The sequence below is a fragment of the Paenibacillus terrae HPL-003 genome (genome assembly GCF_000235585.1).
GTDB classification, from domain to species: domain Bacteria; phylum Bacillota; class Bacilli; order Paenibacillales; family Paenibacillaceae; genus Paenibacillus; species Paenibacillus terrae_B.
In genome coordinates, this window is sequence record NC_016641.1 from 2606664 (window position 1) to 2619128 (window position 12465).

The 12465-nt window shown below is 40.1% G+C and carries 16 protein-coding genes; 13 read left to right on the top strand and 3 right to left on the bottom strand.

Annotation, left to right across the window (positions count from 1 at the left end):
- The first annotated feature begins 21 nt into the window (after positions 1–21).
- Complete coding sequence (gene terL / locus HPL003_RS11940; protein WP_014279903.1) at positions 22–1572, top strand: phage terminase large subunit; 1551 nt, start codon at positions 22–24, stop codon at positions 1570–1572.
- A 125-nt stretch (positions 1573–1697) separates the two neighbouring features.
- Positions 1698–1856, top strand: coding sequence for a tRNA-specific adenosine deaminase (locus HPL003_RS27520; protein WP_014279904.1), 159 nt, complete (start codon positions 1698–1700; stop codon positions 1854–1856).
- 375 nt (positions 1857–2231) lie between these two features.
- Here HPL003_RS27520 and HPL003_RS11945 read toward each other — a convergent pair whose 3' ends face one another.
- Positions 2232–2903, bottom strand: a complete 672-nt coding sequence (locus HPL003_RS11945) for an NAD(P)H-dependent oxidoreductase (RefSeq protein WP_014279905.1) — start codon at positions 2901–2903, stop codon at positions 2232–2234.
- Between the two features lie 156 nt (positions 2904–3059).
- On the opposite strand from HPL003_RS11945, the gene HPL003_RS11950 reads away from it, so the two are divergent.
- The 11 genes from HPL003_RS11950 to HPL003_RS11995 all read left to right on the top strand — a co-directional run bounded on the left by HPL003_RS11950 (position 3060) and on the right by HPL003_RS11995 (position 11215).
- A complete protein-coding gene (locus HPL003_RS11950; RefSeq protein WP_014279906.1) occupies positions 3060–3413 on the top strand; it encodes a winged helix-turn-helix transcriptional regulator in 354 nt (117 codons plus the stop codon).
- Between the two features lie 284 nt (positions 3414–3697).
- A complete protein-coding gene (locus HPL003_RS11955; RefSeq protein ID WP_014279907.1) occupies positions 3698–5008 on the top strand; it encodes a phage portal protein in 1311 nt (436 codons plus the stop codon).
- The gene (locus HPL003_RS11960) at positions 4998–5378 is read left to right on the top strand and encodes a hypothetical protein (RefSeq protein WP_014279908.1); all 381 of its coding nucleotides are present in this window, start codon (positions 4998–5000) and stop codon (positions 5376–5378) included. The genes HPL003_RS11955 and HPL003_RS11960 overlap by 11 nt, the downstream gene beginning before the upstream one ends.
- A 400-nt stretch (positions 5379–5778) precedes the next feature.
- Positions 5779–6396, top strand: a complete 618-nt coding sequence (locus HPL003_RS11965; protein ID WP_014279909.1) for a DUF4355 domain-containing protein — start codon at positions 5779–5781, stop codon at positions 6394–6396.
- Positions 6397–6424: 28 nt separating this feature from the next.
- Positions 6425–7255, top strand: a complete 831-nt coding sequence (locus HPL003_RS11970) for a phage major capsid protein (RefSeq protein ID WP_014279910.1) — start codon at positions 6425–6427, stop codon at positions 7253–7255.
- A 97-nt stretch (positions 7256–7352) separates the two neighbouring features.
- Positions 7353–7571: a hypothetical protein gene (locus HPL003_RS11975; RefSeq protein ID WP_014279911.1), complete on the top strand. Its 219-nt coding sequence runs from the start codon at positions 7353–7355 to the stop codon at positions 7569–7571.
- Entirely contained in the window at positions 7564–7875 is a 312-nt protein-coding gene (locus tag HPL003_RS11980; protein WP_014279912.1) for a phage head-tail connector protein, read from the top strand. Before HPL003_RS11975 ends, HPL003_RS11980 begins: the two co-directional genes overlap by 8 nt.
- Positions 7875–8165: a hypothetical protein gene (locus HPL003_RS11985; RefSeq protein ID WP_014279913.1), complete on the top strand. Its 291-nt coding sequence runs from the start codon at positions 7875–7877 to the stop codon at positions 8163–8165. Before HPL003_RS11980 ends, HPL003_RS11985 begins: the two co-directional genes overlap by 1 nt.
- A complete protein-coding gene (locus HPL003_RS11990; protein ID WP_014279914.1) occupies positions 8162–9313 on the top strand; it encodes an Ig-like domain-containing protein in 1152 nt (383 codons plus the stop codon). The genes HPL003_RS11985 and HPL003_RS11990 overlap by 4 nt, the downstream gene beginning before the upstream one ends.
- Before the next feature lie 63 nt (positions 9314–9376).
- On the top strand, positions 9377–9502 hold the full coding sequence (locus HPL003_RS30320) for an SHOCT domain-containing protein (RefSeq protein ID WP_014279915.1): 126 nt from the start codon (positions 9377–9379) through the stop codon (positions 9500–9502).
- Positions 9503–9592: 90 nt separating this feature from the next.
- On the top strand, positions 9593–11215 hold the full coding sequence (locus HPL003_RS11995) for a recombinase family protein (protein WP_014279916.1): 1623 nt from the start codon (positions 9593–9595) through the stop codon (positions 11213–11215).
- 30 nt (positions 11216–11245) lie between these two features.
- On the opposite strand, the gene HPL003_RS29050 is transcribed toward HPL003_RS11995, so the two are convergent.
- Together HPL003_RS29050 and HPL003_RS12005 are read right to left on the bottom strand one after the other, a co-directional pair.
- The gene (locus HPL003_RS29050; protein ID WP_014279917.1) at positions 11246–11533 is read right to left on the bottom strand and encodes a hypothetical protein; all 288 of its coding nucleotides are present in this window, start codon (positions 11531–11533) and stop codon (positions 11246–11248) included.
- A gap of 390 nt (positions 11534–11923) precedes the next feature.
- A complete protein-coding gene (locus tag HPL003_RS12005; protein WP_014279918.1) occupies positions 11924–12460 on the bottom strand; it encodes an RNA 2'-phosphotransferase in 537 nt (178 codons plus the stop codon).
- Between the last annotated feature and the right edge of the window lie 5 nt (positions 12461–12465).

Sequence of the window (12465 nt, forward strand, 5' to 3'; positions counted from 1 at the left end):
GCTGAGCTGCTTAAGCAGTATATGGAGAAGCATTTCAAGCCGTCCAAAATGAAACAACTGATCGAAACGTTCTCTTTCTCCGAATTAAGAAAGCTTATTGGTGAGATGGACATTGAATTTTTTGCTTTAGCCTATTTTCCTAAATACTTTGATCGAGCGTTTGGACAGTTTCACAAAGAGTTATTTTCGGAATTAAGACATATGCTTGCAAATACAGGACTGATTACGGCTTTCGGCCTCCCAAGGGAGCATGGAAAGTCGACGATCAGTTCTTTTTTATTTCCGCTGTATGCAACTTTATATGATAAATCACAGTTTACATTGATTATATCTGCGACAGAACAAATTGCTCTCCCGTTCCTTGATATGATCAAAGATGAGTTAGAAACGAATACGATGCTGATTGAGGATTTCGGTATTTGTAAAGGTAGTCGCTGGAACAACAATGAAATATGGCTGAAGAGTAAAGGTGGACTGGATTCCTGCATTATGATTCGTGGGATTGATGGTAGCTTGAGAGGCATTCACTATAAGCATCATCGTCCTACACTAGTTCTAATGGATGATTTGCTTAAGGAGGATACTGCACGATCCGAGGCCAAACGAGAACAGATTAAAAATACATTTACGGATGTTATTCTGCCTATTGGAACAAGAGATACCAATATACTGATCTGTGGAACGATTCTCAACGAAGAAGATATCATGGCTGATCTGCTCAAAGGTAAAATCCCAGGTGTAAGAAGTGTCCGTAAAGCAGCCGTGCTTCGGTTTTCAGAACGAGATGATTTATGGTCAGAGTGGGAGCGACAATATAATAACTTGCAGGATGAGGACAGGATCAATACTGCCTTGTCTTTTTTTATGGCGAATGAGGAGGAAATGCTGGAGGGTACGAAAATCCTGTGGAGCGAGTATTTGGACTATTATTATTTGATGTGCAAGAAGCAAGCGATGGGGGAGAAAAGTTTCTATAAAGAGCTACAAAACGATCCGCGTTCAACCGATGAATACATATTTCAGAATCTCATGTATTGGGATAGGTTGCCTGAATTTGAGGACATGGAAGTTGCCATGTATATTGATCCAGCGATTAAGGCAGGGAAGAAAAACGACTATTCGGCTATTTCAATTATTGGGCAACACAGGAAGACGAAGCAGATATACGTGGTTGACGGTAATATTTATAAGCTGTTGCCGGATAGTTTGTTTCAAGTAGCGATTGAAAAGTTAAAGCTTTACCCTGTAGATAAGTTGGGTTTTGAAGTGAATCAGGCACAAAGCTATATGAAGCAAAAGTTTGAAGAAGAGTTATGGAAAGCGAAGATACATACGCCCGTAGAAAGTGTGCATTCCAAGGGGCAGAAGCACGAACGCATTATTAGCTTGGAACCGGAAGTGAAGAAGGGTCATATTCTGTTCAATGCAGATAACCTCAGATACAATCATCAGGTGAAGGACTACAATCGAAATTGTACATATGATGACGCGCCAGATAGCTTATATGGGGCTGTTCAATTGATTCAGTCGGTCAAGAGTCTGGAATTTTATGATCGCAGTTTGTTGTTTTGAGGGTTCTGCTAGATACTCATTCTTTATTTTGATCCAATCTCGTTAAGCTAACGGTCAGTTATGCGTGGTGCATATCCTCAAACTTCATGGTTGAAGGAAAGGAGGTATGTTTCTGGAATATCTATATGTTTGAACATTACGAATACCTCCTGTTAGCTTTCGAAGAAGCAGAAAAGGCAAGAGATGAAGGTAGTTTTCCTATCGGAGCGGTTATTGTCGATTTGGACGGCGAAATTATAAGTCAAGGTAGGAACAGAGTATTTTCGAGCTGCGATTCTAGTTAGCCCATTACTTCTCGTCACGTACTTGCTCGCCTCTCGCTATGTCCCGATGAGTGATTTCGTAAATGGTTTGTTGGCGGGGATTTCAGTGGGAGGAAGCCTTTACACTTTAGTGCTGCTCGGACGGAGAAATAAAAGAGAGTGATTTAGGAATGAAAGCATGACCAGTCGTCTAGAGGGCTGGTCTTTTTTTGCCTTATTGATTAATAATCATATCATGGCGAACTCCCCACCATTGTGATGCGTTAGCATAAAATGATAAAATTTCGGATTTCAGGGATGATATTAAGCTAGAGAACAATAGTTAAAAGGCCTCAGTCCAATGGGTTTCAGGACTAAGGCCGTTCTAATTGATTGTTATTGGCGATCTTCGATCCGTTATGTCCAACTCACAATTTGATCCATATTGCTTCTTGTTTTGGCTCGTTTGGGCTCTTCATTCCGATATCCAAAAGCGACCATCACGGATGCCTTCAAATTTCCTTCCTCTAACAAACTTTCTTCTTTTAAGATATGGTCTACTGCTGCATAGTCAAATCCTTCAATCGGACAAGAATCGATTCCAGCTAAAGCAGCGGCGGTCATCATATTCCCCATAGCAATATAGGTTTGCTTGGCAGACCATTCATACATTAAACGTTCATCTTTCAACAAACCACGCACTTCCTGAACCTCTTTTAATGCACCAGAGATATAAGTAACAACCTCTTGGGGCATTTTTTGCACATTTTTCATTTGATCAATCACATATTCGGAATCATACCTTACATTTGTCCGGGCAAGAATGATCAGAAAATGACTCGCAGTGTCCAGTTGGCCTTGGGCTCCAGGTGAAACTGCTTTTAGCTTATTCCTTAACTCCGGATTTTGCACAACGATAAACCTCCATGGCTCTAAACCAATCGAGCTGGGAGATAACTTTCCCGTTTCTAGAATATATTTAAAATCCTCTTCGGATATTTTTTTGGTCGTATTAAAAGTTTTGGTAGCATGTCTATATTGAAAAGCTGAAATAACGTGTTCTTTGCAAACGGGTATGATTGTATTCATCCGAGTACTCTCCTCTGTTTTTCATTTTATTGTTTTAAAATTTATCATATGATAAAATTATATCGCGCAATTAGTATTATAGAAGTATCTTCAGAGGGTTTCTACGCTCTTGGAGTAGCGTTAGTATGCAATTGGATACCGGAAAGGATAGCAATTATGAACTACACAAATGAGATATTGGAAGAATGTGGATTCACAAGCGCTCAAAAGATATTGTCGGGAAAATGGTCCATGCTGATCATTCTGTTTTTAAGTGAAAAAACGATGCGATTTAATGAAATTCAACGGTTGTTTCCAGACATTACTCATGCAACCTTAACCAAGCAGCTTCGCATTTTGGAGGAGTATGGCGTTGTTGTTCGTAACGTATATTCTCAAATACCACCTAAAGTCGAATATTCGTTGAGCGATATCGGAAAAAAACTAAAGCCGATACTAGATTCAGTTATGGTTTGGGGGGAGGAATACAAGGAATATCAATATGGTTCGACGATATTAAAGAATTCCTGATACGAGATAAAACGACTGTCAATTTTCCAGTTCTCGAAAAAGGACGAAGCGTAAATGTTGGCTCTTCATTTCATGTTGACGATAAGCAAGCAACTATAAATATTTCATGGAAAGAAGATAACAAAGCGTTCAAGTAAAACCTACTTCTCTCCTTAGAATAATTATTAAGTAATTTGTTCAACTAAAGGGGTACGTTAATTCAACAAGGAACTACCTTATTAAAGGTGGTTCTTTTATTTATTTGAGCAACAATTACATAGCCCATTTTGAAAGGAAGTATATATTTGCAAATAACCGAACAAATCATATTAGAATGTCTAAACGAACTCCACTCGATTGCATTAGCCAAACAGAAATATGCAGATTACTACAATGGTCAGCATGCTATTCTCAAGAACTATGCGATGCAAGAAAGCCGAAGCAATCAAAAGCTCATTTTCAATTTTCCACGTAAGTTCGTAGACAACGAAGTGGGCTATCTACTTGGAAAGCCAGTAAACTATGTGTCCAAGTCAGATCAGGATGAAGCCATACATAATATAGATGTACATATGAGTCATTGGGACAAGGAGCATAATCTACAGCTTCGGAAACAATCCGAAATCTTTGGCGAGAGTTTTGAGTTGAACTATATCGACTCGGATGGACAGTTTTCAGCCACAGTATTGTCTCCTTTAAATGCGTATGTGTTGGAAGACGGAACAGCAGAACGAAATGTATTACTTGGCCTACATAAATTTACGAGACGGTTTGATAAGCAAGTGTATCTTGACGTGTATACCGATCATGAAATTCTACACTATACAATCGGCAACGATGATAAACACAATCAGAGTAAGCAAAACAACCAAGCACCTGAATTGAAATATATCGGCAAACATAATCACATCTTTGGGAGAGTCCCGCTAATCTCCTGTCCAGCCAATACGGAGAGAAAAAGCGGATTCCAGGATGTGATTTCTTTATTTGATGCCTATAACGCATTGAATTCCGATCTGGTCAATGAAATTGCAGATCATCGCAATGCCTATCTCGTGATTGAGAATGCCAAGTTGGAAGCTGACGATTTATTGAATATGAAGAAGATGGGCATTATTCAAGTTCCGGCTGGGGGGAAGGTAAGCTGGCTTACGAAGGAGATTAATGATTCTTTTGTAAAGAACGAACTGGATAACATTGAACGAAAAATTTTTGACATGATGGATCAGGTTAACTTCAATGAGAACTGGGCCAGCAATACGTCCTCCTTAGCGCTGAGAAATAAGTTGCTAAATTTGGAGAATCGAGTGGCGATGCGTGAAGCGTTGATGGAAAAGGCGATCAAGCAGCGATTACGGAATTTCTTTACCTTTCTGCACATTAAAGAAGGGATGCAATATGATTACCGTGATATCGCCGTGAAGTTTACTCGCAACTTGCCAACAGATTTGGTTGGGATGGCTGATGTGATTGTGAAACTGCAGCAGGTGGTCTCTCAGGAAACGTTGCTGACGTTGCTTCCATTCGTGGAGAATCCAAAGTTGGAATTCAATAAATTTCATTCGGAGCAGCAACGATTAGCAGATGTGAGTAAGGAGAAATCGAATGCAGAATAAAAATAGGTTCAAGCGGCTGGTTAAAAATAATTGTGCATGCTATCTCGGAGCGAAACACGGTATCTCAAACTACTGCTGTTTACAGGATAGTCCATGTGTATTTTTCGCTCAAGATGATGGTCTGCCCCGTTGTACATATTTTGAAAATGGAGTTTTGCCAATGGACGAGAAGCTGGATCAAGAATATACATCTGAGCGGAATGTGAAGACTGAGTTTAAAACAGCGCAACCGAGGGTGAACTGTCAGAAATGTGGGACTGCATTTTCAGCTCATTCGAATCGGCAAAAATACTGTGAGAAATGCAGAGATAAGAATGCGAATGAAAAGACGAAATTGCGGATGCGTCAGATTAGGAAAAAACAGGCTTGATGTTACGCTTTAGAGGTATAAAAAGCCCAATAAACTAAGGGAGAAAAACAACCCAAAATGAGGAGTTAGTATGTTTGTGCCTATTTCTCGTTTTTACGGTTTCTAATGCGTAACATCATTGTAGCAGGTATGACGTTAAACGAATTGAACATACATATACGTGTTCGAAAGCTCGAACCCAAACAGACTCGGTGTTACGCTTTAGGCTGTCAAAAATCCAAATGAAATAAGGGTTAAAAATACCTAAAAGTGGGGAGTTGGTATGTTTGTACCTTTTCCTCGTTTTTGTGATTCCTAAAGCGTAACATCCCTGTCCTAAGCATGACATTAAACGGCTCCATACATACATAAGCGTGTTCGGTTCTGTGAGTCGAATGGGCAATAAAGGAGATTAACGAAAATGAATTTAGAACAAGTAAAGCAGTTGATTGAGGAAAACCAAACAAATGAGGAATGGCTGTCATATCTTCAGGGTTTGAATCCGTATAGCGTAGAAGGGATAGAGCGATATATCCAATCCAACAAGGAAGCAAAAAGTTGGTTCGATAGCACGGTGGACAAGCGATCCGCTAAATCGCTTGAAACGTGGAAGGCCAATCATTTGGAAAGTGCAGTGGATGCTGAGATCAAGAAGCGATTCCCGGCGAAGGATGAGAAAGAAATCGAAGTTGAGAAGCTACGAGCCGAAGTGGAAAATATGAAGCTAGAGAAGCAGGATGAACGGTTAACCAGCCAAGCGATCAAAATTGCATCCGAAAAGAAACTTCCACTTCCGTTAGTGGATTTTTTTATTGGTGTGGATGAAGAAGGGACGACAGCGAACTTAGCTATGTTGGAACAATCGCTGCAATTGGCTGTACAACAGCAAGTGGAACAACGGCTGAAAGGGGATGGCTATACACCTCCGGCTGGTTCAACAGGTAGCATATTTACATTGGATGCGATTAAAGGCATGTCGCCAACTGAGATTAATCAGCATTGGGATCAAGTCAAACAAGCATTACAAAACAAACAATAATTAACGAAAAGGACAGGGTGACTAGAATATGACAGTACAAAATTTTATTCCTACCATTTGGAGCGCACGTTTAAATGAAAGCCTGAAGAAGAATCTGGTGTATGGAAATGTGGTCAACACCGATTATGAAGGTGAGATTCAAGGCCAAGGCTCCACCGTGAAAATCAATTCTATTGGGGCGGTGACAATTGGCAATTATGATAAAGCTGCAGGAATCGGTAATCCACAGGAACTGGATGCCACGCAAAAAATATTGGTGATTGATCAGGCGAAGTATTTCAATTTTCAAGTGGATGATGTCGATGCTGCTCAAGCGAATGTGAATCTACTGGATGGTGGAATCGTGGAAGCTTCGTATGGACTCGCCAATGTGGTCGATCAGTATCTTGCTGGATTCTACACAGAGGTCAAAGCTGAGAATACGATGGGTAACGATGCAACGCCGATAACCCCTACGAAAGATACAGCCTATGATTTACTGATTGATTTGGGCGTTTTGCTGGACGAAAATAATGTGCCTGAAAGTGAGCGTTTTGTGGTGGTTCCTGCTTGGTATTATGGCTTACTTTTGAAGGATGCACGCTTCACCAAAGACCCGAATGTTATCCGCACAGGCTATGTCGGAGATATTGATAGCATGACCGTTTATAAATCCAACAATGTGCCAAATACAGGAGGAGCCAAGTATAAAATCATCGCAGGTCATAAGAGTGCCATTTCGTTTGCCGGGCAAGTGGATTCGGTGGAAGCATTCAGACCAGAGAAACAATTTTCAGACGCAGTAAAAGGGTTGCAGGTATTCGGAGCTAAATGTATCAAGCCGGAAGCTCTCGCTGTACTCACAGCCAATAAGTCTTAATTGAAAGTGGATGATATGAGAACACATTATAATAGAAGAAACACGTTTGGGGTATCCGTTTTGGATGCCCTTATTTTTAATTTTGGAGGGTGATAAGATGTGGTTTTTGAATCAGGAAACAGGCTGCACATGGGAAGTCACAGATCAGGAGTTAATGCTGCGGTTACAGGCCAGTGGACATTATGAGCAAGTAGAGGAACCTAAACAGGATAAGACGGAGCAAGATGTACCCCAAACGAAAGCTCAAGCTACCAAGAGCATGAAGCGTACCGAGAAGGAACAGGTAAAGGAGGTACAGGAGATAGCACATGAGTGAGCTAATGGATTTAATGAAACAGTTATTAGGCATAGAGCCAATAGATACATCTAAAGACGAGATCTTGATTCACTACTTAAACAAAGCTAGAAGTAATATTATCGGCTATTGTAACGTGGTAACACTGCCAGTGGAATATGATGATGTCATGGTCGATTATGCGGTGTATCTATTTAAAAATCAGGATTCAGTTGGCTTAACAAATAAGCAGGAAGGTGAACGATCAGCTACATACGAAACAGGGATTCCGGCAAGTATCCTGCTTGCTCTTCCTCTACCTAAAATCAAGGTCGGGACAGATTAATGTTCTATGATACGAAGCTGGAAATTTTGGATAACGCCAATTTCACACCTGTTCTGTCAGTGATGGCAGACGTACAACCTTATCGCAAAAGCTTTTCATTTGAAGATGGTTACATACTAGAGACAACATATCGAGCTTTCTGTCCACCAGAATCCTTGTTGCAGTTGAATGGCTATGTACGAATTAGCATGAGTATCTTTATTATTTTGGACATGAAGGAATGGAGCGATTATGTGGAGTTATACCTGTATCGCTGTAAGCCGGATTTTGCATTGGAGGTGAAGGAGTGACACGAAGCTTAGAACCCATGCTGGATTTCTTTCTGCGAGAGAAGGGAGAGCTTGTGCATATCAACAGTGTAAGACAGCTTGCTCTAATTCAGGATGCGACAAATACCATTCAAATGACTGATGAAAAAATTATTCGTGCAGCAACACCATTACATACAGGTGATATCGTGGATTATCGTTATGAACGTTATTTAATTACTAGTCAGGTGGATCGAAATGAACAGTCGTGTCGAGGCAGAATGAAAAAGTGTAATCAATGGCTAGCTTTAAACTGGAATGGACAGGTGAGATGGTTTGATGCTGTGGTAGAAGCCAGAACGTTTTCAACGGAAACAGGTAAAGTTATCTCCATGCCAGAGGGCAACATCCTGATTACCGTACAAGACAATACAGATACGAGGGGCATTACATTAAGCCAACGATTCTACATTACTCATCAGCCTTTTAAAATAGTTGGAATTGACCGCACGATGAATGGCATCATCCAGTTAAGCTGCACATTAGATAGCATAAATACAGCTTATGATGACGTGGAAAATAATATTGCAGACAGATGGAAATATGAGATTACTCATACATATGCTTTACAAATCAATCAGAGAACGATAGCTTATGTACCTCTAAACGAAACAATACCGCTGAATGTGACTGCTACGGATAATGGGAATGAGATAGCGAATCCGGCGATTACCTATACATCCAGTGATCCGAGTGTAATTAGCGTAGACCAGCAAGGTCGGGTTATGGGCATTGCTTTGGGACAAGCAAGCATCACTGCGAAATTAACGTATCACCTGACAGTACAAAGTACCATTGAAATAAGAGTCGTCGAAACAGGAACGCATATCTATTCGATAGCCATTACCGGCAATCCCATCCTCAAGACAGGTCAAAGCGCCTCATACGTTAGTCATATTTATGATCATGGAGTGGAAGTGTTTGACCAGTCTGTAGAGTGGAGTCTACAAAATCAGGATCATTCAACTCCTATCATGGGAAGCATAACATCCAGCTCAGGAAATAGTGTAACCATAAAAGCAGGAAGCAGAGGTCGGGTGAACCATAAAGCCCTTATACTGACTGCCACCTTAGTAAGCGATCCTAGCATTACTACAGAAAAGACTATTAGCCTTAAGAATTTATTCTAAGCTTTATATCTATCGGCTTGCCTTTGTGGTGAGCCATTTTTAATTTTAAAGGAGCACATACATATGCAACGAAAATCTATCGACTACTTACTTAGTCTAAGCTTGTTGAAACAATTGAGATCACTACATGTCATTACAGAAGAAGAGTTTATAGCGATTGATGAGCTGAATAAAAAGTCTTTCAAGTAGCTGTAACATGGACAGAAATGGACTTGATGATGTACCGCACGCATTATACCATGTGACCGTATAAAGAAGATATCGAAGGGAGAAACACCTATGGCACAAGCCGCAACCGCAAAAAAAGTCGTGATCGTTCCCATTAAAACGATGGACATCGTAGAAGGAATTCAATCGATTCAAAAGAAGAAAGTCGCTGCCTATTGCCGAGTCAGTACCGATTCTGAGGAGCAAAAGGAAAGCTATACCAATCAGGTCAATCATTATACCCAATACATTCAAAACAACTTGGAATGGGAAATGGCTGATATTTACGCCGATGAAGGGATCACCGGAACTAACACCAAAAATAGAACGCACTTTAATCGGATGATACAGGATGCTCGAAACGGTAAACTGGATCTCATTCTGGTCAAATCGATTTCGAGGTTTGCGAGAAACACATTGGACTTATTGAAATATGTACGGGAACTCAAAAGTCTCGGGGTTGCCGTATTTTTTGAACGAGAAAACATTAATACACTGGATACCACAGGCGAAGTATTGCTGACTATCCTGAGTTCACTTGCTCAAGACGAGAGTCGAAATATTTCTGAAAACAGTCGATGGGGAATACTGCGTGGCTTCCAAAACGGCAAAGTCTTCTGCAACACCACTCGCTTTCTCGGCTATGATAAGGATGAACATGGTGAATTGGTCATTAATGAGAAGGAAGCCGAGATTGTACGCAGAATATACGAGGAGTATTTGGATGGGAAAAGTTATCAGGCGATTGCCAGAGGATTGATTCGAGATCACATTAAAACAGTCACGGGTGGTGATACGTGGTGGGATTCCTCCATTACCTTAATTCTGACCAATGAGAAATATTACGGAGCTTTGCTTCAGCAAAAGACGGTGACTGTAGATTTTCTAACCCACAAACGAATAAGGAATAAAGGACAGGAGCAGCAATATTTAATTGAGGACAACCATGAACCGATTGTATCCAAGGAAATATTCGATGCGGTACAAAAAGAGAAGGAACGGAGAGCCAAGCTGAAAGGGAGCGTAATGGGAGAGAGTAAAAGATACTCCAGTAAATACGCACTAAGCAGTAAAGTATATTGTGGATGCTGTGGAGCCATTTTTAAACGCCGAACCTGGAACAGCAATAATCCATCCAAAAAAGTGGTATGGCAATGCAAAACGTATGTCAATGAAGGGAAAGCAGCCTGTGATGCCAAATCAGTCGATGAACAAGTTTTACATTCCGCGTTTGTACGATTGTTTAACCGGATGTATGAGAACAAGGAAAGATTCATGAAGACGTTGAAAGCCAATATTGTATCGGTACTTTCCAGCAAAGTAGGGCGAGAACCACTATTGGAAATTGAAGGACAGATGCAACAATTGAAATCTGACTTGAAGGAATTAGTGAACCTCAAGCTGAGGAATCAGATTGATGAGAGCGTATATGCTGAAGAAACAAACAGACTTTCCAGTGAGCTAAACGAGCTACGGCAACAGATGCTTATATTAGAGGAGGAAGAGGATCAGAAGGAAAAAATCAAGGAACGAGTTGATGAAATCATTCAAGTACTAAGCTCACGGCAAGATATACTAGAACAATTTGTTGATAACCTATTTAATGCGTTGGTGGAGAAGATCACGATTCTCTCACCAGCGCATTTTGTTTTTACCTTGAAAAGTGGAATGAGCATAGACGAAATATTGGACTAACGAAATTCATAGGCTAAAACGATCAATAGGCTAACGAATAACTGTGGGTTGTATGACGGGAAGAATCAATCGAATCCCGTCTTTTACTCCTTCCATATAGATGGATTGTTTGTCCTGACTTAGCTGGTAGGCAATTGCTTCTTCCCATTCAGATAGCAGATGTTGGGCATCCTCGTTTTGGTTGCTTTTGAATTGATTCATTTGAGTGAATAGATTTTTGTCCTCTGATGAACATGAAGCTTGTTGTTCACTGGCGAGCTCTAACTGATAAAAACGTTGACGTAATGCTTCGAGAAACCAATCTGGCCAATCTGACATGACATATTTCCCTCCCGTTGTTTGAGTGTGTGTATGTTAACTCTGATGGGGAGGGATGGCAAGTTGTGTTTTTCTGTAGGGAGCTGTTGGGACTTTTAAGGAGATTTTTTTAACATGAAAAAAGCTCACTCCTACTTATGATTCAAGTGGGAATAAGCCTTAGAAAGTTTATCAAGTGTTTTTGTCAAGTTGTTTAGTGTTTGGTTTGTTGTATTGTACGATCTTGTTGTTAAGATTGTAAATCTAATCTTTTTTTGTCCCTTCTAAAGCATTCTTGATTCTTTCTTCATTTTAGGATGCCCTTCAAGGTATTTTCCGCTGTATAGAACTAAATAATTGTAAAATTCATTATGTTTCATAATTTCCATCACATGGGTACCTAATTGAAGACTAGAACTCAATATATTTAGCACCAATAAAATCTGCTAACCATACTTTATCATTTCCATAGTAGAACTTAACACCTTGAGTATATGCTTCCATCGCTCTAACCTTCAGTATTTGAGGTTCATTGTCTCTTCTTTTTCCCACTTGAATAGCTGTATCAGTATCCGCTGATAGATGAACATACTGCCTTGCTTGTGGCAACAACCCCTTTACCTTAATTGAATCAAGAAATCTTTTAGCAGTACCATGATATAATACATTTGGTGGTTCTTTTTCTTCTTTTAGAATCTTATTAGTCATTGAATGTCCGTATAATGCACGAATCTTATTTCCTTGAATTTCATGACGCTTCTTTTCCGATGAATTTACCATTTCAATTAAATCATTAGTCTCTAACTGAATCCACTTATCATTGGTTGCAAAAGATTCTATTAATTGCTCTATCGAAACCCAACCTTCATCATCGATTTCTAATTCATATTCCCATGGGGCATGTCTAAGTGCATAAGAAACTTCTTTGCTTAATTCTTGATAAGTCATTTATT